Here is a 20679-nt window from a genome sequence, read left to right as displayed (position 1 = left end):
AAGCGGCGACCTCGCTCAAAGCGTACGTCAGTTGCCGGCGCGCAGGCCGGGAATCAGTCCGGGATCCTGCCGCAGCCACTCGACGATGGTCTTCGCGGCATCCGCCACATCGATATCCAGCCGTTCGGGCGACTTATCGTCCATGCCTCCGGCATGCGAGAACGCCAGTGTGCGTCCCGGCCCATTGCAGGGCCGCCAGCGCAGGGACGTGGCCGAGCGCCGAGCGGGGAAGAAGCCTACGGTGGGAACATCCAGCGCCGCTGCAATATGCAAAGGCCCCGTCGAACCAGCCATGAACAGATTCGCGGCGGACAACGACAAGGCAAAATCCCCCAGCCCGCCCTCGCCGCCATGGCAGCGCACGATATCGGCAACGCCATCAAGCTCCCGCTGTATCAGCAAGGCCTGCTCGTGTTCGCCCGGCCCCGCGGTCAACACCCACGCCGGCGCGTCCTGGAACGGCCATCGCGCATGCAGCTCGCGAATAAGCGCCGTGTATTGCCGCGCGTCCAGATTCACGGCGGATCCGCCCGAGCCCGCATGCAGGAATATCCAGGGCCGGTCCAAAGGCAACCGCAGCTTCCCGGCCAATTCGCAGCGCAGGGATTCCCGCTGCGCCTGCGGCACGGGCCAATAAGGCGCCGGATTGTCGGCGGGCGCCTGGCCCAGTTCCCGCAACAGATGCGCGGCCAGGTCCAGGTTGTATTCATATTCCGGCTTGAGCGAGCGCGACCGGCGCTGCGTGAGGCGCCGGTTATGCAGCACCTGAAACCACTTGGTGGCTGGCGCGACCCGAATGGGGATGCGTCCGCGCCAGCCGGCCCAGGCAATGCGCGACGTGGAGAACAGCGTCAGCATGGCGTCGAAATGGCGCGCATCCAGGCGTCCGATATCCTCGGGATCCAGCAGCACCTGGTCGATCCAGGGACAGCGCTGCGCCAATGCGCGGGTATAGCCCGGCACCAGCACGCTGATGTGCGCGTCCGGCAGTGAGCGTCGCAGCAAGGCCAGGGCCGGCCAGGCCAGCATGAAGTCGCCGATCTTGTCGTTGCGCACCACCAGGATGCGCGGCCCGCTGCGCTGCTGCCCGGTGTTCGTCTTCAGTTCCGCGAGGCCGCCGCCCGATTGCCCCATCATGAAGATCTGGTCCGCGTCCTGACCCAGAGGTCGGCATACTTGGCGAAAGTGGAATGCGCCGACAGCAAGGCCAGCAGCAGCCCTTGCCGGCCGTCGAGCATGCCCAGCCTGAGCACGTACATGCGCAGGAAGCAGCCGACACCGTGCAGCAGGCCGGCGGCCAGGCTGCCTTTCCTTCCTTTCGCCTCTTTCGACTGCGCCCATGCCTGGGCGTACTGCGCCGACTTCTCCAGATAGTGGCGCAAGTCCCGATAGGTGTAGTGCAGCAGGTCTCCCTGGAGCCTTTTCACCGGCAGGCTGGAAGGATATTCCAGCTTCTCGTGCACCAGCGCATCGTTGTAGGCCGCCTGTTGCCTGGGGTAGAGGCGCGCGATCCGGTCGGGGTACCAGCCGCTGTGGCGGATATAGCGGCCAAAGCACCAGCTCAATCGATTAAGCATGCCGATGGCAGGCCCATCAGCGACGCAAGCCCGAATGCTGTCGCGCAGCTCTGGCGTCACCCGCTCGTCGGCATCGATCATCAATATCCAGTCGCAAGAGGCATGCCGCTGCGCCCGCTGCCGCTGCACGCCGAAGCCCGGCCAGTCTTCGCTGGAAAACACTTTGGCGCCATGACGCGCGGCGACATCCAGCGTGGCATCGGTGCTGCCGGAGTCGAGAATCACGATTTCATCAGCCCAGTCCAGCGTGGCCAGGCATTCGTCGAGGTTTGCGGCCTCGTTCTTCACGATGAGAACGGCGGAAATCGTATGCAAAGCTGGCAACCTCGAAAAAGGAAAGGGAAAGCGCCCGATGTCGCTTCCGCCCGTGATGTGCGCATGCGCGAATTATAGCGACGGCGTCCAGGCATGCCCGTGTCCGTCGCCGCCCGCGACGAACTGCGATCGGCAGGCCCCGGCTAGGAGGATTTCCTGTGCTGTGCGATACGCACCCCGCAGCCGCGCCGCGCATCGTTGCGCACGCGGATGACATTGACGACCACTGCCAGGAGCGCGCAGAGAATGGCGACCCCCAGCGCAAGATACGGCCCGACGGTGTCGCTCAGGCCGAACGCCACTCCCACGCCTGCAATGCCCACGCTCTGCCCGAATACCCGTGTCGTCGCCTGCAGGCCGCCCGCGGCGCCGCTGCGCTCGCGCGGTGCGGCCGACAGCATGGCCCGGTTGTTCGGCGTCTGGAAAAAACCGAAACCGACGCCCGCGAACGCGGTCCACAACAGCAGCCAGGCGCTGTGCGTCTGCGCCGTCGTCAACAACAGCGCCGTCATCGCCAGCCCCATGACAGCGGCGCCGATGGCGCACAGCAAGGCCGCGGAGTAGCGATCCGACAAACGCGCCGCCACGGGCGCCATCAAGGCGCCGCCTATGGGCCAGCCGCCCAGCAGGACGCCGATTTCCAAATACTGCCGCTCCAGCACATGCAGGAAGAAAAACGGCAGGGCGACCGCCGTTCCCATCTGCGCGGCGAACATCAGCGCCGATGCCAGCACGGCAAACCCAATGACCGGCCTGGCCAGCAAGTCGACAGGCACCAATGGCGCCGGCTGCGCCCGCGATCGCCGCACCACGAACACGCCCAGAACGAACGCGGCCAGCATCAGCGCCGCCGCCCGGCCAGGCGCGGCGGCAAGGCTATCCAGACCCACGACGAACATGCCCAGCGTCGTCATGCTCAACACGGCGCCCGGCAGATCGAAGCGCGAGCGTATCGTCGGCGGTATCGGCAGGTAGCGCACGCCCAGCATGGCGATCAGCCCTACCGGCAGGTTCATCAGGAAAAGCCAGCGCCACGACGCCACCGACAGCACGGCGGCGCCGATCACCGGCCCCAGCACGGCGGCGAACCCGATGACCATGGCATTGATGCTGATGCCGCGCGCCAGCAGATGCGCCGGATAGATATTGCGCACCAGGCCGCCGAACAGGCAGGAGACCGTGGCCGCGCCTATGCCCTGGCCGATACGCGCCAGCATCAGCATGGCCATGTTGGTCGAAGCGGCCGCCACGCAGGCGGCCAGCAGGAAAAGCACGATCCCGGCCACGAACATGCGCGTAAAGCCGATGCGCTCCGCCGCCGCGGACAAGGGCAGCAGCAGCGTCAGCACCGTCAGGCTGTAGACGTTGGCGATCCAGACGATCTCGGCCGCGCTGGCCTCGAGGCTGGCGGCAATGGCCGGCAAGCCCACATTGACGCTGCTTGCGTCCAGCACCGTCAGGCCGATGGCGCCGATCACGGTAGCCGCCGCATAGCTGCGCCGCGGCGCGGGCAGGCCGTCCGGCGCGGCCTTTGGCTTGCCCTGCTGCTCTTGTATCGGTATCTCTTTCTCTATAGACGATGGCGCCATATTGCGAATCAGCTCAACCCTTCACGGGACGCTTCCAGTTCTCGCTGGTCGTCTGCTTCACCCTGGAAAGCGTCAGCCGCCCGGCGGGCGCATCCTTGGTCAGCGTGGTGCCGGCGGCCAGCGTGGCCCCGCGACCGACGCGCACCGGCGCCACCAGTTGCGTATCGGAACCGATGAACGCCTCGTCCTCGATGACGGTCTCGTACTTGTTGACGCCGTCATAATTGCATGTGATCGTGCCCGCGCCGATATTCACCCGGTCGCCGACCTGGGCATCGCCGATATAGGACAGATGGTTGGCCTTGGAGCCCTCGCCTAGACGGCTTTTCTTGATTTCGACGAAATTGCCGACGTGGGCGTGCGCGCCGATATCCGCGCCCGGACGCAGCCTGGCGTAGGGGCCGATGGCGGCCTGCTCGGCCACCGTCGCCTGCTGTATATGGCTGAATGCCTCGACCTTTGTGCCCGCGCCCAGCGTCGCATCGCGAATCACGCAGTGCGGGCCGATCCGCACGCCGTCGGCCAGCACGACATTGCCCTCGAACACGCAGCCGACATCGATGAATACGTCGCGCCCGCATGTCAGCGTGCCGCGCAGGTCGAAGCGCGCCGGGTCCATCAGCGTCACACCCTGCTCCAGCAGCCGGCGGGCCTGCTCCGCCTGCCAGGCCCGCTCCAGTTCCGCCTGCTGCAGGCGGCTGTTCACGCCCAGCGTTTCCCAATCATGCGCGGGCTGGGCGGCGCTGACCGGCACGCCGTCGGCCACGGCCAGGCCGATGATGTCCGTCAGGTAGTACTCGCCCTGGGCGTTGTCGTTGCGGATCCGGCCCAGCCACTCTTTCAGTTTCCCGGTCGGCGCAACCAGGATGCCGGTGTTGACTTCGTTGATGGCCAATTCATCCGGCGAGGCATCCTTGTGCTCTACGATGCGCTCGATGCCGCCATCGGCGCCGCGCACGATCCGGCCATAGCCGGACGGGTCTTCCATGAATTGCGTCAGCACCGCCACGCCGTCGCCGCGCGCCTGAAGCAGGCGGGAGAGCGTATCCGGCTGCACCAGCGGCACATCGCCGTACAGGACCACCGTTGCGCCGGCCTCGTCGCCATCCAGCAGGAACGGCGCCGCCTGCTGCACGGCATGGCCAGTACCCTGCTGCGGCTGCTGCAGCGCAAATGCAATATCCTGCGCCTGCTCAAACGCAGACTGGACTTGGTCCGCGCCATGCCCAACAACGACCACAATGCGTTCTGGCTGCTGTTCGCGTGCATTATCCAGCACGTGCGCCAGCATGGGCTTGCCGGCCAGAGGATGCAGTACCTTGGGCAGCGAGGACTGCATGCGTTTGCCGAGACCCGCCGCCAGAACAACGATATTCAACATGGAAATACCCTATAGATTCCTTACAAGGTGAAGTTTAGTCCACCTGATACTGGCGGACGGCCTCCCGCCCGCGGAATCATGCAACGATTCTTTAATGCCTTGCGGGTTTTCCTGTCTTTGCCGTTTTCCTGGCGCCGGCGCCAGGTGTTTTCCGGGCCGTCTTCTTGGCCGGCGCGGCGGCCGCCTTGGTCCGGCGAGCCGCTGCTTCCTTGGGCGCGCTCTTTTTGCCGGCCTCTTCCGCAGGCGCTACCGATGCCGCAACGCCCTGCATGGTAGCCGTCGTTGCCGCAGCCAGCGTGTTGAACTGTTCCTGCAGCAGGCTCCACCATGCCTGCGTCGCCTCCGTCGCGGCTGCCGCATCGAATGCGGCAGCGCCATCCGCAGGCTTCTCTTCAGCGGCCGGCGCATGGCCGGCGGAAGACGCGGCTGCGTCCGGACGCATGCCCAACACGACCTCCAGCGGAGACGCGGCTTGCGAAGCCGGGCCGGCGCCAGCGGCGGAAGCAGCAAACGTCTTGAGCGTCGCGATCGTGGCGCGCTGCACCTCCATGCCCTGTATGGTATTGGACAGCACGGCCAGATTCATTCTCAGCCAGTTTTCCACCGCACGCAGATCGGAGATGCGGCGGGCCAGCTCATCCTCGGACAGCGAGGGCGCCATCGCCGATGCGCCGAACCCGCCCTGCCCGGCCAGGCTTTCCCAGGCCTGCCGCATCATTTCCATGCTGGCCAGCAAGGGATTCTGGCCGATTTCGCCGCTTTGCCCAAAGCCCGGCAGCACAAAGGGATTGCCGCTGTTCCTGTCCATGAGGAGTCTCCTTTCAACTGGCTTGTCGTGGCCGCGAGGCCGGAATTCCTTAGAGTCTCTGCCTGTGCAGCCGCAGCAGGCTGTCGATGATGACCAGCTCGGCTTCGAGCGTGATGACGCCATCCTGCATCATTTGCCACAGCTCATTCAATGTCACGGCGCTGATCTCGCTGACCTCGCCATCCAGATTGCGCGGCGCGACCGACTCGGGCAATACGCACTCGCTGACCAGAATGTCCTCGACCTGGAATCCCTCCGGCAACTGCTTGTGCATGCGCAGAATCGTATGCAGGGGCGAGCGCGTTTCGATATCCTGCGGGTTCAGTCCAGCCTCCTCGTTGCTTTCCCGCAACAAGGATTCCTCCAGTTTTTCTCCACTGCCAGACAAGCCGCCGACCAGCGTATCCCATAGTCCGGGATCAGTGGACTTGCTCTCCGAACGCCTTGCCACCCACAGCCGCCCGTCGGGCGTCCAGGCATTCAGGTGCACCGCATGCGTCAGCAGGCCCAGCGGCCTGACCGCCGCCCGTTCGATCGCCGCAAGGCGCCGGCCCTCGCCGATGACATCCAGCAGTTCATTGCGCCAGCCTCGCAGACAGCCCTCGGCTTTCATGGCTTCAGCTATCTGCGCCAGACGCCGGCTCAATACGGCGCGCGACACGGACGCATGCCCAACGTGGACAGCCTCGTCGCAGACACGCACGCCATCGATGCCGCGCACGCAGTCAGTGGCCTTGGGGGTGATCCAGCCCGCGACACGCCCACCCACCGTCAAAGGGCGGGAGCCGTGATGGGGCAATTGCTGAACACGCAGCAACAGCGCCTGCAAGCGCTGTTCGAGACCTTGCGCGGACAAGCTTGGTAAGGGATGTGTCATGCATACATTGTAGAGCAGGACGCTTCGAACTCCCGGTCGAATACTCGACATGTACGAGTTTGTTCTATGTCGGATTCAACTTTAGTTCGCTATAATCCCCGAGAATTAGATATAACCAGAACAGGAAGTTGGAAGAGGCTCGCCGAATTTTAATCCTGTCGCCCATTAGAATTGATCGCACACGCGGGTCTTTAGTTTCGTACGCTTGATAAAAATCAACAATAGCGTGTGCGCACACCGGATTTGAGGTCTGTATGAAAAAATCTCGCGGTTTGCTGGGCTTTACCATGCTTTTCACGCTCGGTTCCGCCTGGGCGCAGGTGCAGGACATGCCCGGCGGTCCCAGGGTAAGGCAGTTGAACATGCCGGAGGGCGTGACGCAGATTGCCCAGGACATCGCTTGGCTGCACTGGATGGTGATGATTGTCTGTGCGGTCATCTTCGTCGGCGTGTTCGGGGTCATGTTCTATTCGATCCTGATGCACCGCAAATCGCGCGGCGCGGTTCCGGCCAAGTTCCATGAGCATGTGGGCGTCGAGGTCGCCTGGACCGTCATTCCCTTCATCATCGTGATCGCCATGGCTCTGCCGGCCACGCGCACGGTCGTCGAAATGAAGGACACCTCCAACGCGGGCCTCACCGTTAAGGCCACCGGCTACCAATGGCGCTGGGGCTACGAATACGTCGACGGTCCGGCCCAGGGCGTGAAGTTCATGTCCAGCCTTTCCACGCCGCGCGCCCAGATCGACGGCACCGAACCGCGCAGCCCCACTTACCTGATGGAAGTCGACAACCCGCTGGTCGTCCCCGTGAACACCAAGGTTCGCGTCGTGCTGACGGCCAACGACGTCATCCACTCCTGGATGGTGCCCGACTTCGGCGTCAAGCAGGACGCCATTCCCCACTTCCTGCGCGACGCATGGTTCCGCGCCGAGAAGGTCGGCACCTATCGCGGCCAGTGCGCTGAGCTCTGTGGCAAGGACCACGCCTTCATGCCCATCGTTGTCGACGTCCTGTCCCAGGAAGACTATGCTGAGTGGTCCAAGGAGCAGCAGCGCCTGCTCGCCGAAGCCGCCGACGATCCCGGCAAGGAATGGAGCAAGGACGAGCTGATCGCCCGTGGCGAGAAGGTCTACGCGACTTACTGCGTCGCCTGTCACCAGGCGAACGGCAAGGGCCTGCCCGGCACGTTCCCCGCCCTGGATGGCGACGAGAAATACGTGCTGGCGCCCATGAAGGACCAGATCCTGACCGTGCTCAACGGACACCCCGGCACGGCAATGGCAGCATGGCGCGACATCCTGAACGACGTCGAAATCGGCGCCGTCATTACCTATACACGCCATGCCTGGAGCAACCAGGGCAAGGGCGCGGACCCCATTGTCCAGCCCTCCGATGTCCAGGCCTTGCGCTGAGACACTGCGCGGCAACACGAAGACTGTCATCCAAATTTAACCGCGCCGCCCCTGGCGGCGGCGCCGGTACCGCAGGAAGGAGTTCCATATGAGCAGCGTTACTGCCGATCACATCGCACCAGCCGGAACAGGCCACGCCGACCACGGCCACCATCATGTTCCAACCGGATGGCGCCGGTGGCTCTTCGCCACCAACCACAAGGACATCGGAACGATGTACCTGATCTTTTCCTTTGTGATGCTGCTGGAGGGCGGGGCGCTGGCATTGCTGCTGCGCCTGGAGCTGTTCTCGCCCGGCCTGCAGTTCTTCCAGCCCGAGCTGTTCAACCAGTTCACGACCATGCACGGCCTGATCATGATCTTCGGCGCGATCATGCCCGCATTCGTAGGCTTCGCCAACTGGATGATCCCGCTGCAGATCGGCGCGTCCGACATGGCGTTCGCCCGCATGAACAACTTCAGCTTCTGGCTGCTGCCCGTGGGCGGCATCCTGCTTACCGCGTCATTCTTCGTGCCCGGCGGCGCCAATGCCGCGGGCTGGACCATGTACGCTCCGCTGTCGCTGCAGATGGGCCCCGGCATGGATTTCGCCATCTTCGCCGTGCACATCCTAGGCGCATCGTCCATCATGGGCGCCATCAATATCGTCGTCACCATCCTGAACATGCGCGCCCCCGGCATGACGCTGATGAAGATGCCGATGTTCTGCTGGACCTGGCTGATCACCGCCTACCTGCTGATCGCCGTCATGCCTGTTCTGGCCGCAGCGGTCACCATGCTGCTGACCGACCGCCACTTCGGCACGCACTTCTTCAATGCCGCCGGCGGCGGCGACCCGGTGCTGTACCAGCACGTGTTCTGGTTCTTCGGCCACCCCGAGGTCTACATCATGATCCTGCCGGCGTTCGGCATCGTCTCGCAGATCGTGCCGGCCTTCGCCCGCAAGAAACTGTTCGGCTATGCCTCGATGGTCTACGCCACCGCCGCCATCGCCATCCTGTCGTTCCTGGTGTGGGCTCACCACATGTTCACCACCGGCATGCCCACGACCGGACAGCTGTACTTCATGTACGCCACCATGCTGATCTCGATCCCGACCGGCGTGAAGGTCTTCAACTGGGTCGCCACGATGTGGCGCGGGTCCATGACCTTCGAAACCCCCATGCTGTTCGCCATCGGGTTCATCTTCGTGTTCACGATCGGCGGCTTCACTGGCCTGATCGTCGCAGTCGCTCCCGTCGACATCCAGTTGCATGACACTTACTACGTGATCGCGCACTTCCATTACGTGCTGGTCGCCGGCTCGCTGTTCGCCCTGTTCGCCGGAGCCTACTACTGGCTGCCGAAATGGACGGGCCGCATGTACAACGAAAAACTCGGCAAGCTGCACTTCTGGAGCACGATGCTTTCGTTCAACCTCACGTTCTTCCCCATGCACTGGCTGGGCCTGGCCGGCATGCCACGCCGCTACGCGGACTATGCCGCCCAGTTCACCGACTTCCACCAGGTAGCGACCATCGGCGCCATCTGGTTCGGCTTCTCGCAGCTGATCTTCCTGTACGTGGCCATCAATGCATGGCGCGGCAAGGGCGAGCCGGCGCCCGCCAATCCCTGGGAAGGCGCCGAAGGGCTGGAATGGACTGTGCCGTCGCCCGCCCCCTTCCATACATTCGAAACCCCGCCCACGGTCAAATGACCGTAGGCCTGGTCCAGATCACACCCGATACGGAAGAGAGACAGCCATGACGCCGGAACAACGCCGCCGCAACCGCAATCTGGGCCTGGTACTGGCCGTGATAGTCGTTGCCATCATGGCCTGGGCGTTCTTCCGCATGGGCCTGACTCCGCCCGGCACGAGGTAATGCATGACGGACGATATCCGCAACCTGTCCAAGCGCAACCTGAACTTCCTGCAGACGATGAAAGCCGTCGCCTGGGGTTTCTTCGGGGTGCGCAAGAACAAGGGGTATAACGAGGATATCGCCCAGCTCAACCCGGTGCACCTGATCATCGCGGGTGTCCTGGCCGCTATTCTATTCGTCGTCGTTCTGGTGCTGGCGGCCAAGTGGCTGACGGCCAGCATCGTATAAGAAAGAACTATTCCATGATTCACAGGAGAACACCATGAGTGCAAGCCGCTCAGATCAGGGCAAGGAAGCTCCCTATTATTATGTCCCTGCCGACTCTGCACATCCGGTACGCGCCAGCGCATCCGCGCTTCTGACGCTGCTCGGCGCCGCGCTGTGGCTGAACGGCTCCCAGACCGGACACTGGATGTTCCTCGTCGGCATCTTCTGTTTCCTGTTCGTCATCTACCGCTGGTTCAGCGACGCCATCCGCGAATCCGAACAGGGCCTGAACAGCCGCCGCGTCGACCACTCCTACCGCTGGGCCATGGGCTGGTTCATCTTCTCGGAAGTGATGTTCTTCGCCGCGTTCTTCGGCGCCCTGTGGTACGCCCGCTCCGTCACCACGCCCTGGCTGGGAGACTTCGATCATCAGCGGCTGCTGTGGCCCGGCTTCACCGGCACCTGGCCCAACTTCGGCCCCGGCGGCGCCATAGCGCCCTTCGAGACCATGGGTCCGCTGTGGCTGCCCACGATCAACACCGCCCTGCTGCTGACCTCCGGCCTGACCCTGACGCTGTCCCACCACGCCGTGCGCGCGGCGCAGCGCGGCAAGGCCATCTTCTGGCTGGCAGTCACCGTCATCCTGGGCTTCACCTTCGTGGCCTGCCAGGCCTATGAATACTTCCACGCCTACGCCGACCTGAACCTGCGCTTCGATTCGGGCATCTACGGCGCGCTGTTCTATATGCTGACAGGCTTCCACGGCTTCCACGTGATCCTGGGCGCCTCGATCCTGACGGTAATCCTGTTCCGCATGATACGAGGCCACTTCACCGCCGATAACCACTTCGGCTTCGAAGGCGCCGCCTGGTACTGGCACTTCGTGGACGTAGTGTGGCTGGGCCTGTATTTCTTCGTATACTGGTTCTGACGCAGGCAAGCGCCCTTACCCCGCACGCAGAAAAAAGGCTGGCCGTGCCAGCCTTTTTTACTATGAGTACGATGGATTCGGCATTCAGCGGAATACCAGGCCGGTGCTTTCGATCCAGCCCATCGAATGTGCGAACAGGACGAACAGGAACAGTGCGATCGAGAGGCCGATGCGTACCGTCAGCGCATTCACTGTGCGATTGGTGCGGCCCTTGTCGCGCATCAGGTAGAACCAGGCCGAACCCAGGCTGGCGAAAATCCCCAGGAACGCCAGGATGACGATGATCCGCATGCTTTAAATCCTCCGTTGTCGTTATTCAGGCATTATCGCACTTAGATGAACTCCTCTAAACCACGCACACGCAGCACGATCGCAGCCCTGGTTCTCCTGGGCCTGGTTGCCACAGTCTGCGTATCGCTGGGGAACTGGCAGTTGGAGCGCGCCGAACAGCGCCGCGAAACGCAGCGCGTCATGGAGCAGGGCCGCGCCAGCCCGCCGCTGGAGCTGACCGCCAGCACCTCCGCGCGCGAGCTGCGCGACTGGCGCCCCGCCAGCCTGCAAGGCCATTGGCGCAACGACCTGACCGTGCTGCTCGACAACCGCAATCACGCAGGCCGGCCCGGCTATTGGGTCGCCACGCCGCTGGTGCTGTCGTCGCAACCCGAGCGCGCCGTTCTGGTCCTGCGCGGCTGGCTCCCACGTGTCTTTTCCGACCAGGGGCAGCCCGGCGCCGGACATCCACCCGCGGACGATCTGCTAGCGCCTCAAGGCCTCCAGCGCATCCAGGGACAACTACTGTCGCGCATTCCCCGCATGTACGAACTCTGGTCCGTTTCCGACAGGAGAAGCACCAACCCGCTGCCCTCCACCCTGCCCGATCCGGCATCACCCCTGCCGGTCGTGACCAATCTGGCGCTGGACGACTATGCCGCGGCGACAGGACTTGCACTGCTGCCCGCCATCGTGCAACAGGCGCAGGAGGCCTCTCTGCCGGACGACAAGCTGGTACGGGAATGGGCCGAACCGACGCTGGACGCGGACAAGAATACCGGCTATGCCTTACAGTGGTTCGGTTTCGCAGCCATTGCCGCCGGTGCCTTCCTGGTGATCGCCTGGCGCGCGCTGCGCCGGCGCCGCCCATGAAACACAGACCCGCCAGACGAATATACACATCGAGACTCATAGGATATCCATCGTGCCATCAAGCCGCCCCAACCCTTCAGGCAAGCCTCGTTCGATACGCCCGCTGATAGTGCTGGCGCTTGCCTGCCTGGCGCCCCTGATCTTTGCCTTGCTGGCCTATTACGTGCCCGCGCTGGGCTTGCGCCCCACGGAAAACACCAACTACGGCGCGATCCTGCAGCCGCAGCGCCCCGTTCCCGCCGCCAGCCAGCTGAAGCTGACCACGCTGGACGGCGAGCCGTTCGACCTGCAATCCTTGCGCGGACAATGGCTGCTGGTCAGCGCCGACCAGGCCGCCTGCCCGGAAGCCTGCGCCCGCAAGCTGTTCATCCTGCGCAATTCGCACGCCAGCCAGGGCAAGAACGTCGAAAGGATCAAGCGCGTCTGGTTCATCACCGACGATGCGGTCGTCCCGGAGAACGTACTCGAAGCCTACCGGGGCAATCTCTTCCTGCGCGCGGATCCCGCCCAGCTCGCCGAATTCCTCGCGCCGGGAACGCCAGCCGACAAGCAGGACGCCGCGCTGCAAGCCCCCATGTGGATCATCGACCCCCTGGGCAATCTGATGCTGGAATTCCCTCCCGACGCCGACCCGATCAAAGTGCGCAAGGATCTCTCCAAGCTGCTGTTCAGTTCCCGTATCGGTTGAGTCCTTGCGCATCCAACCCCGTTTCCTGACTTACACTGTGCCATTACGCCGTCTCGGCAAGGCCGGCCAAACCATCACTGAAGCAGCATGAGTGCCCGTACCATTTCCCGCTACCGCCGCCTGGTTTTCCTGACGTGGTTCCTGACGCTGGACCTGATCATGTTCGGCGCATTCGTACGCCTGACCGATTCGGGCCTGGGCTGCCCGGACTGGCCCGGCTGCTACGGCAAGCTCTCTCCTTTCGGCGCCAGCTCCCACATTTCCCAGGCCCTGGCCGAGATGCCCTATGGGCCCGTCAGCTTCTCCAAGGCCTGGATCGAGATGATCCACCGCTATGCGGGGTCGCTGCTGGGCATGATGATCATCGGCATCACCTACATGGCCTGGCGATACCGGGGTGTCCTGGGCAACACGCCGCGGCTCGCAACCGTCACCCTGATCGCCGTCTGCATCCAGGGAGCGTTCGGCGCGTGGACCGTCACACACAAGCTCATGCCCATCATCGTGACGACGCACCTGCTGGGCGGCATGCTGCTGCTGGCGCTGATGACCTGGCTGGCGGCGCGCGAGCAAATACCTCCACGCTGCGCCTCCGGCTTGCTGCCTCCCGAGGAGGCGCTTTCCACCTTGGGGCGGCCCGGCGGTGGAAAACAGCACGCGCCGCTGGACAAAAGCGCGGCAAGCCTGAAGCCATGGACCGCCATCGGCCTGCTGCTGCTGTTCACGCAGATTGCGCTGGGCGGCTGGGTCAGCACCAATTACGCAGCGCTGGCCTGCATGGATTTCCCCACCTGCCACGGCCAGTGGGTGCCCCAGATGGATTTTCACGGCGGCTTCTCGCTGATCCGCGCGCTCGGAGAACTGCCCACGGGCGAGATGATTTCCCAGCAGGCCCTGACCGCTATCCACTGGGTGCATCGCAACTTCGCCTTTTTCGTCTTCGCCTGGCTCGGCCTGCTGGCCTGGAGGCTGCGCCGGCACGAAGGCCTGCGCGGCCCGGCCAACCTGCTGCTGGCGCTGCTGCTGGCGCAACTGTTCACAGGCCTGACGACCATTTTCTTCCAGTGGCCTCTATTGATCGCAGTGCTGCATAATGGAGGCGCGGCCGGCCTGGTGCTGGCCTGCACGACATTGCTGGTGCGCCTTGCCCGCATCGACGATACATCCAGGAAGCCATCATGACCACCGCACACGCAAGCCAGGCGCCCCTGCTGCGCCAGTATCTGGTCCTGACCAAGCCGCGCGTCACGCAGCTTGCCGTCTTCTGCGCCGTCATCGGCATGTTTCTTGCCAGTCCCGGCCTGCCCGACCTGCGCATCGTCGCCGCCGCGACGCTCGGCATCTGGCTGCTGGCCGCCGCCGCTTTCGCGGTGAACTGCCTGATCGAGCAGGAAATCGACGCCCGCATGCTGCGCACGGCGCGCCGCGCCACGGCGCGAGGCACCATTACCAATACACAGGTCATCCTGATGTCGGGCCTGCTGGGCGGCCTGGGCATGCTGGTGCTGTACTACTGGGTCAATCCGCTGACCATGTGGCTGACCTTCGCCACCTTCATCGGCTATGCCATCATCTATACGATGATCCTGAAGCCGCTGACGCCGCAGAACATCGTCATCGGCGGCCTGTCGGGCGCCATGCCGCCCGCCCTGGGCTGGGCTGCCATCGCCAACGCGGTCACGGCGGAGGCCTGGATCCTGGTGCTGATCATCTTCATCTGGACGCCGCCTCACTTCTGGGCGCTTGCCCTGTACCGCAGCCACGACTACGTCAAATCCGGCCTGCCCATGCTGCCGGTCACGCACGGCAAGCAGTTTACCCGCCTGCATATCCTGCTGTATTCATTCGCCCTGCTGGCGGCATCCCTGCTGCCGTTCGTCATACGCATGAGCGGGCCGCTGTACCTTGCGGCCGCCCTGGCGCTCAACGGGCGCTTCATCTGGCATTCGTGGCTGCTCTACCGCGCCTATTCCGACGAGCAGTCGCGCAGGCTGTTCCGGTTCTCCATCATCTATCTGGCGCTGCTGTTCCTGGCCCTGCTGGTGGATCACTGGACGCAGCTGATCTGAGATAGATTCAGGCTGGTTCAGACGATCGCCCAGCTCCCAAACGGATGCATCAAGGCCCTTGCACAGCAAGGGCCTTTTTGTTCCGACCGCCCGTCGATATGCCCATGCGGGCCGGGCGAGACTGGCCCTGATCGCGCCACGGTATGGCGACACATTCCGCCCCGCAGCTGTGCGGCCCGCACCACCATAGACCATGTCTGCGCTCCGGAACGGCAACATTCCCGGGCGGCAGCGCCGGACCGGCCTTCGACTCGGCCGGAAAAAGCTGGCCCGCATTTTGCCTAACACCGAATGATGAGTCGCAATGCGTTGATGGCAGCCCATTGCGGCGCCCCTGCCGCAACTCATCGCTGGTAGTTACAGGCCGGGGCGACACCCAATACTTCGTTCAGGAGCCTGATCCATGTGTACGCATTTCGCCGGTTCTATACCTTTCACGACCACCTCCCACATAGCAAAGCGTGCGGGAGGCATGATGAACAAGCGCCATGCCGCGGCCGGCGTGTTCGCCTTGATGATGAGTGCATCGATTCCAGCGCCCGCCGTCGCGCAAAGCACCGATGAGGCCCAGGCCTCCGACTTCACGGCCAGCGCGAATCTGTCCCTGGTCAGCCAGTATCGTTATCGCGGCATCATGCAAACCAATAATAAGCCGGCCGTGCAAGGCGGCTTCGATCTCGTGCATTCAAGCGGCTTTTATATCGGCAACTGGAATTCAAGCATCAGTTGGCTGGATGATTCCGACCCCGATGTATCGGCGGCGGTCGAAATGGATTTTTATGCGGGGTATGCCGGCACGCTTTGGCGAGACCTGACCTATGACATCGGCGTGCTGGAATACTACTATCCAGGCAGCTATCCGGGCGGGTACACACGCCCATATACGACCGAAGCCTATCTGGGCCTGGGATACGGCCCCTTCAGCTTCAAATACTCCCATGCGTTCACCAATCTGTTCGGCGTTCCCGACAGCAAGAACAGTCAATACTATGACTTGTCAGCTAGTTTTGAAACCGGCGTCTGGGGCACCACGCTCGACGCGCATGTGGGCTACCAGAAAGTCAGGAATCTGGACGACGGCTCGTACACCGACTGGTCGCTGGGCATCAGCAAGGACTGGGGTCACGGATTCAGCACAACCCTGGCCTACATCGATACCAATGCCGATCGCGACGTCTACAGCAATACGAAAGGGAAATACACAGGACGATCCACCGTCTTGCTATCGCTGAGCAAGAGTTTCTAGCAGAGGGCGCAGGGCGGGATGCCCTGCCATGCTTCAGTGCGAATGGGAAGACGCCGTGGCCGCGTAGTCGTCCCGCTGCACGGCTTGCGTCGCAAAATACACCGCGGCGCCCACGACCAGGGGCCACCATGCATGCGTAGCGATCGTGATCGCCGCGCATACAACGGATATCAGCGAAGCGATCAAGATGCCTGTACGCCGATCGCCGGCATAGGCGGCAACCGAAACGGCAATCAGGATCACCGCCAGGACCTGGTAGATATAGAACATGCCTCTTCTCCTTATGTGCTGTTTTTGCTTTCCATCTTCACGGCTGCTACATCGTACCCCAAAGCGCCTGCCATACAAATGCCCTGTGCTTCCGGACAACGGTATTCGGGACTAAACTCGACTTATCCGTAGACGCAAAACGCCGGTGCATCGGCGCTTCCGTTCCCTGGCGCGTCATCATTGCAAGGGAGTACAGCCATGCCTTATTCCGTTTCAATCGGCGGCATCCGCGAAGCCGTCGACGAACCGTCTTCGCGCGGAACCCGCGTGCTGGCAGATCGCCTGTGGCCACGCGGGCTGCGCAAGACAGACCTGGGCGACATCGTCTGGTACCGCGATGCCAGTCCGGAGCCGGCGCTGCGCAAGGCTTTCCACGATGGCACGCTGAAGCGCGACCCCTTCTTCAAGAAATACCTGAAGCAGCTGCAGGCCGACCCGGACTGCCTGATACCTTTGATGAAATACGCCAGATCCGGCCCGCTGCAGCTGCTGACAGCCACGCACGATCCACAAAGCTCATATCTGAATGTGCTGGTACAGGCCATACAGAACGCGCTGCAGGCCGAAGACGAGGCATGCGCGGACCGCGAACCCAGCTCGCCGGCCTGCCATGCCCATCTGGACCACAAGCATTTGCGCTAGCCTTCGAAGCCTTAGCCGGCGTACAGCACATACCCTTCCTCCCACACGCCGTTCAGAAACAACGATGACAACAGACGCCGCAACAGACAAGCTGGATCTCGAACACGCCGGATTCAAGGAGGAAGGCGCCGCCATGCTGCGCGAAATCCTGTCCTCCCTGGATCTGCCGGTCGATGCATCGGCCGATATCCAGGTGACCGGCGCAGGCGAACTGCCTTCCGTTTTCGCCGTGACGGACCTCGCGACCGCCAGTATCGGCGCCGCATCATTGGCCGTCGGCACATTGCGGTCCAGGCGCACCGGCGCCCCATCCCGCATACGGATCGATCGGGAGCTGGCTTCCCTGTGGTTCGACCGGTCGATCTATCCGGTAGGCTGGAACCTGCCCCCGGTCAGGGACCCGATCGCCGGCGACTACGCAACCAGCGATGGCTGGATCAGGCTGCATACCAACGCTCCCCTGCACAGGCAGGCCGCCCTCAGGGCGCTGGGATTCGCCCAGCCGGAGGCCGTGACCAGGGAAATGGTCGCTGCCCGGGTGCGGGAAACCCGCGCCCGTGAACTTGAGGCGCGCGTCATCGCCGAAGGCGGATGTGCCGCGGAAATGCGCAGCCAGGAGGCCTGGGCAAATCATCCGCAGGGCCAGGCGGTCCAGGCCGAACCGCTGCTTGCCATCCACTCGTTCGAAAAGACGTCAAAGCCAGTTCCATGGGTGCCGCAGGCGGATCGCCCATTGGCAGGCGTGCGCGTACTGGACCTGACGCGCATTCTTGCAGGACCGATCGCAACCCGCTTCCTGGCCAGCTTCGGCGCCGAGGTACTGCGCATCGATCCCATCGACTGGGACGAGCCCGCCGCGGCCCCTGAAGTGACCCCAGGCAAACGGCGGGCGCGGCTGGATCTGCGCTCGCCCGACGGTCGATGCGCATTTGAAAGCCTGCTGCGACAGGCCGACGTGCTGGTCCACGGCTATCGATCCGACGCCCTGGAAAGGCTGGGCCTGGGCGAGGCGCGGCGGCGCGAACTCAACCCCGGGCTTGTCGACGCATGCCTGGACGCCTACGGCTGGACCGGCGAGTGGCGTACGCGCCGCGGCTTCGACAGCCTGGTGCAAATGAGCTCGGGAATAGCGCACGCGGGCATGGAGATACTGGGCAAGCCCATTCCGACTCCATTGCCGGTACAGGCGCTGGACCACGCCACCGGCTATATGCTGGCGGCCGCCGTCGTTCGCGGCCTCGTACGCCGGCTCGACGAAGGCAGGGGCAGCTCGACAAGGGCGTCGCTGGCCCGGACGGCAGCGATGCTTACAACTCTGGGCCCCTCCAGACTGCGGGAGGCTGCTCTGGTCCGCCAAGCGCATGAGGGCGATTTCCTTGCCAGCATCGAGCAAACCGTCTGGGGGCCGGCACGCCGCCTGCGGCCGCCTTACGACATCGAAGGAGCGCCCGCCTGCTGGACGCTTGCCGCGGGTAATCTGGGGGATGGCGATCCTGTCTGGCTAAGTGATCGGGAATAATAGCTTTATCCTTCCCTAAAAAAAAATGGCACCCTTGCCGGGTGCCTGTAAACGTCCGCTTCAATAGGGAGGGGGAAGAGGAGAAGCCGAAGCGGACGGGCAGGAAGCGCGACGTTGCGTCTGCTGCCTGCACTACGTTCGACGAACCCTGAAGCCAGAAGTTCAATCATTTCGATACAAGGAAGTGTATCTTTGTGTTTCCTGCTTCAGGCGGCCAGCGCCGTGCGCATTTTCTTCAGCGCGGCGGCTTCAATCTGGCGGATGCGTTCGGCCGAAACGCCGAATTCCGCAGCCAGTTCGTGCAGCGTGGACCCACCATCGTCCTGCAGCCAGCGGGCCTCGACAATGCGGCGGGAGCGGTCATCCAGCACATCCAGCGCAGCCACCAGCCCTTCGCCCTGCATGGCGTCCTGCGCCCGGCGCTCGAGCACGCGCGAGGGCTCGCTGGCCTCGTCGGACAGGTAGGAAATGGGCGCGAACGAATCTTCGTCGTCGTCCTGCGCTTCCAGCGCCATTTCGCGGCCGGACATGCGCACTTCCATTTCGCTGACGTCTTCGCGGCGCACGTTCAGCTCGCGGGCGATCTCATCGACCTGCGCGGTATCGAGCGTCTGCCCGTCCGGGCGCATGCGCCGCAGGTTGAAGAACAGCTTGCGCTGCGCCTTGGTCGTGGCCACCTTGACCAGGCGCCAGTTGCGCACGATGAACTCATGGATCTCGGCCTTGATCCAGTGCACGGCGAACGACACCAGGCGCACACCACGGTCGGGATCGAAACGCTTGACGGCCTTCATCAAGCCTACATTGCCTTCCTGGATCAGGTCGGCGTGCGGCAGGCCATAGCCCAGGTACTGGCGGGCCACGGACACCACCAGCCGCAGGTGCGACAGCACCAGTTGCCGAGCTGCGTCGAGATCGTCGTGATCCCGCAGGCGGCAGGCCAGTTCGGTTTCCTGCTCCTGCGTCAGTATGGGCAGACGATTGACGGCGCTGATGTATGCCTCGATGGTTCCCAGCGCACCAGGATTCGAGATGGCCATGGCCATCTGCTGGTTGCTGAGAGCCACGGCATGCGAGCGAGCATCATTCATCGATAGTGTTCCTTTCAAATTCCTGCACACAAGAGAGACTTTGCCTCATCTTGATCCACTTATATTAGCACTCTACAAACCAGAGTGCTAACCACTGACAGTAAGAGCGGAAAATCGGAGAAAAGTTCTGTTTCGGAGAGGAAAAAGGCCCCCACGCTACACCTTCGACTTGCGCTCCACCGCACGGCAGCAAAAATCCCTCATATCGGCGGAAAACCGCCCAAAGGCGTGCGAGCCAGCACGACAGCCATCACATCCACCGCGCCAGCCTGGCGCAAGGCGGTCGCAGCCTGATGCAGCGTACTGCCAGTCGTCATGACGTCGTCGACCAGGATGATCCTGGCCCCACCCGGAAGCGCCTTGCAATCGTAGGCATCGATATCCGCCAGCGCAAGACGCCCGCGCCGCGTCAGCCCGGTCTGCCGCGGACCGTCATTGCGACGCGCCAGCCAGCCCAGCCGGCACGGCAGGCCCAGGTCCCTGGCCAGATACCGCGCCAGCTCCGCCGCAGGGCTGAATCCGCGCTCGCGCACGGAGATCCTGCGCGAGGGGACCGGGACCAGCACATGCCCCGCGACGGACTCCAGCCGGTCATCGTGCCGGCGCACCTCCGCAGTCATCAACCGCGCCAAGGCCCTCGACAAGAGGAACTGCCTTCCCTGCTTGAAACGGCTGACCAGGGCTTTCCCCGTGGCGTCGTAATCGAATGCGGCAAGCACGCGCGACACCGCCAGCGGCAGCAATGTGCAGTCCGGGCACAGCTGCTGCGCCCGCAGACGCAAGGCGCAGCGCGCACAGCGATAGACCAGATCCGGCTCGCTCCCGCCGTCATGACGCGCCCCGACAGCCATCGACACACTGCCGCGCATGCTGCGCACTGCCGCCCCTTCGCACACGCCGCACAGCATGCCGCCCATCTCGCGTACGCCGCATACCGGACAATTGCCTGGCACGATCCGCAGCAAGCCCTGCAGGCCGCGCCCGAGCACATGCAACCCTGGCGCCCGCCCGGGGAATCCGCCCGCTTCCGGTTCATGCGTCATAATAGA

22 protein-coding genes are annotated in these 20679 nt (G+C 63.7%); 12 read left to right on the top strand and 10 right to left on the bottom strand.

Translation table 11 applies throughout. The annotated features are described in order from the left end of the window. Window positions 1-27: 27 nt before the first annotated feature. The 6 genes from EV686_RS01255 to EV686_RS01230 form a co-directional block, all read right to left on the bottom strand. Window positions 28-1137: a glycosyltransferase family 9 protein gene (locus tag EV686_RS01255; protein WP_207901660.1), complete on the bottom strand. Its 1110-nt coding sequence runs from the start codon at window positions 1135-1137 to the stop codon at window positions 28-30. Next, window positions 1134-1892 carry a glycosyltransferase family 2 protein gene (locus EV686_RS01250; RefSeq protein WP_132472663.1) on the bottom strand — a complete coding sequence of 253 codons (759 nt, stop codon included), beginning with the start codon at window positions 1890-1892 and terminating at the stop codon, window positions 1134-1136. The genes EV686_RS01255 and EV686_RS01250 overlap by 4 nt, the downstream gene beginning before the upstream one ends. A 143-nt stretch (window positions 1893-2035) precedes the next feature. Then, entirely contained in the window at window positions 2036-3481 is a 1446-nt protein-coding gene (locus EV686_RS01245) for an MFS transporter (RefSeq protein ID WP_132472661.1), read from the bottom strand. 13 nt (window positions 3482-3494) lie between these two features. Continuing rightward, window positions 3495-4862 (bottom strand): bifunctional UDP-N-acetylglucosamine diphosphorylase/glucosamine-1-phosphate N-acetyltransferase GlmU, encoded by a 1368-nt coding sequence (gene glmU / locus EV686_RS01240; protein ID WP_132472659.1) that lies wholly within the window; start codon window positions 4860-4862, stop codon window positions 3495-3497. Window positions 4863-4953: 91 nt separating this feature from the next. Continuing rightward, complete coding sequence (locus EV686_RS01235; protein ID WP_132472657.1) at window positions 4954-5670, bottom strand: PhaM family polyhydroxyalkanoate granule multifunctional regulatory protein; 717 nt, start codon at window positions 5668-5670, stop codon at window positions 4954-4956. A 49-nt stretch (window positions 5671-5719) separates the two neighbouring features. Then, window positions 5720-6547, bottom strand: coding sequence for an NUDIX hydrolase (locus EV686_RS01230; RefSeq protein WP_132472655.1), 828 nt, complete (start codon window positions 6545-6547; stop codon window positions 5720-5722). Between the two features lie 254 nt (window positions 6548-6801). Between EV686_RS01230 and coxB the strand changes: the two genes are divergently transcribed. From coxB to EV686_RS01210, 5 genes are all read left to right on the top strand, one after another. Then, window positions 6802-7962: a cytochrome c oxidase subunit II gene (gene coxB / locus EV686_RS01225; protein WP_132472653.1), complete on the top strand. Its 1161-nt coding sequence runs from the start codon at window positions 6802-6804 to the stop codon at window positions 7960-7962. Between the two features lie 88 nt (window positions 7963-8050). Next, a complete protein-coding gene (gene ctaD, locus EV686_RS01220; protein ID WP_132472651.1) occupies window positions 8051-9658 on the top strand; it encodes a cytochrome c oxidase subunit I in 1608 nt (535 codons plus the stop codon). Between the two features lie 46 nt (window positions 9659-9704). Further along, window positions 9705-9824: a cytochrome oxidase small assembly protein gene (locus EV686_RS18770; RefSeq protein ID WP_243650692.1), complete on the top strand. Its 120-nt coding sequence runs from the start codon at window positions 9705-9707 to the stop codon at window positions 9822-9824. 3 nt (window positions 9825-9827) lie between these two features. Beyond that, a complete protein-coding gene (locus tag EV686_RS01215; protein WP_132472649.1) occupies window positions 9828-10052 on the top strand; it encodes a DUF2970 domain-containing protein in 225 nt (74 codons plus the stop codon). A 34-nt stretch (window positions 10053-10086) separates the two neighbouring features. Beyond that, entirely contained in the window at window positions 10087-10962 is an 876-nt protein-coding gene (locus EV686_RS01210) for a cytochrome c oxidase subunit 3 (RefSeq protein WP_132472647.1), read from the top strand. A gap of 84 nt (window positions 10963-11046) precedes the next feature. On the opposite strand, the gene EV686_RS01205 is transcribed toward EV686_RS01210, so the two are convergent. Further along, window positions 11047-11253: a twin transmembrane helix small protein gene (locus tag EV686_RS01205; protein ID WP_132472645.1), complete on the bottom strand. Its 207-nt coding sequence runs from the start codon at window positions 11251-11253 to the stop codon at window positions 11047-11049. Between the two features lie 45 nt (window positions 11254-11298). On the opposite strand from EV686_RS01205, the gene EV686_RS01200 reads away from it, so the two are divergent. The 5 genes from EV686_RS01200 to EV686_RS01180 all read left to right on the top strand — a co-directional run bounded on the left by EV686_RS01200 (window position 11299) and on the right by EV686_RS01180 (window position 16108). After that, on the top strand, window positions 11299-12105 hold the full coding sequence (locus EV686_RS01200; protein WP_132472643.1) for an SURF1 family protein: 807 nt from the start codon (window positions 11299-11301) through the stop codon (window positions 12103-12105). 52 nt (window positions 12106-12157) lie between these two features. After that, entirely contained in the window at window positions 12158-12793 is a 636-nt protein-coding gene (locus tag EV686_RS01195; RefSeq protein WP_132472641.1) for an SCO family protein, read from the top strand. 87 nt (window positions 12794-12880) lie between these two features. Next, the gene (locus EV686_RS01190; protein WP_132472639.1) at window positions 12881-13975 is read left to right on the top strand and encodes a COX15/CtaA family protein; all 1095 of its coding nucleotides are present in this window, start codon (window positions 12881-12883) and stop codon (window positions 13973-13975) included. After that, window positions 13972-14862, top strand: coding sequence for a heme o synthase (cyoE, locus tag EV686_RS01185; RefSeq protein ID WP_132472637.1), 891 nt, complete (start codon window positions 13972-13974; stop codon window positions 14860-14862). The genes EV686_RS01190 and cyoE overlap by 4 nt, the downstream gene beginning before the upstream one ends. Window positions 14863-15334: 472 nt before the next feature. Next, window positions 15335-16108 (top strand): TorF family putative porin, encoded by a 774-nt coding sequence (locus tag EV686_RS01180; protein ID WP_132472635.1) that lies wholly within the window; start codon window positions 15335-15337, stop codon window positions 16106-16108. Window positions 16109-16141: 33 nt separating this feature from the next. Here the strand turns inward: EV686_RS01180 and EV686_RS01175 are convergent, their stop codons facing one another. Continuing rightward, the gene (locus tag EV686_RS01175; RefSeq protein ID WP_132472633.1) at window positions 16142-16378 is read right to left on the bottom strand and encodes a hypothetical protein; all 237 of its coding nucleotides are present in this window, start codon (window positions 16376-16378) and stop codon (window positions 16142-16144) included. 198 nt (window positions 16379-16576) lie between these two features. Between EV686_RS01175 and EV686_RS01170 the strand changes: the two genes are divergently transcribed. Together EV686_RS01170 and EV686_RS01165 are read left to right on the top strand one after the other, a co-directional pair. Next, the gene (locus EV686_RS01170; protein ID WP_132472631.1) at window positions 16577-17020 is read left to right on the top strand and encodes a DUF488 domain-containing protein; all 444 of its coding nucleotides are present in this window, start codon (window positions 16577-16579) and stop codon (window positions 17018-17020) included. 133 nt (window positions 17021-17153) lie between these two features. Beyond that, entirely contained in the window at window positions 17154-18539 is a 1386-nt protein-coding gene (locus tag EV686_RS01165; RefSeq protein ID WP_132473604.1) for a CoA transferase, read from the top strand. Between the two features lie 206 nt (window positions 18540-18745). On the opposite strand, the gene rpoH is transcribed toward EV686_RS01165, so the two are convergent. Together rpoH and EV686_RS01155 are read right to left on the bottom strand one after the other, a co-directional pair. Next, window positions 18746-19630, bottom strand: a complete 885-nt coding sequence (gene rpoH / locus EV686_RS01160; RefSeq protein WP_132472629.1) for an RNA polymerase sigma factor RpoH — start codon at window positions 19628-19630, stop codon at window positions 18746-18748. 200 nt (window positions 19631-19830) lie between these two features. Further along, entirely contained in the window at window positions 19831-20673 is an 843-nt protein-coding gene (locus tag EV686_RS01155; protein WP_132472627.1) for a ComF family protein, read from the bottom strand. Between the last annotated feature and the right edge of the window lie 6 nt (window positions 20674-20679).

The sequence above is a fragment of the Paracandidimonas soli genome, assembly GCF_004342005.1.
Lineage (GTDB): Bacteria > Pseudomonadota > Gammaproteobacteria > Burkholderiales > Burkholderiaceae_B > Paracandidimonas > Paracandidimonas soli.
Note: the sequence above shows the minus strand (reverse complement) of the source record. Positions and strands in the feature narration are given on the sequence as shown.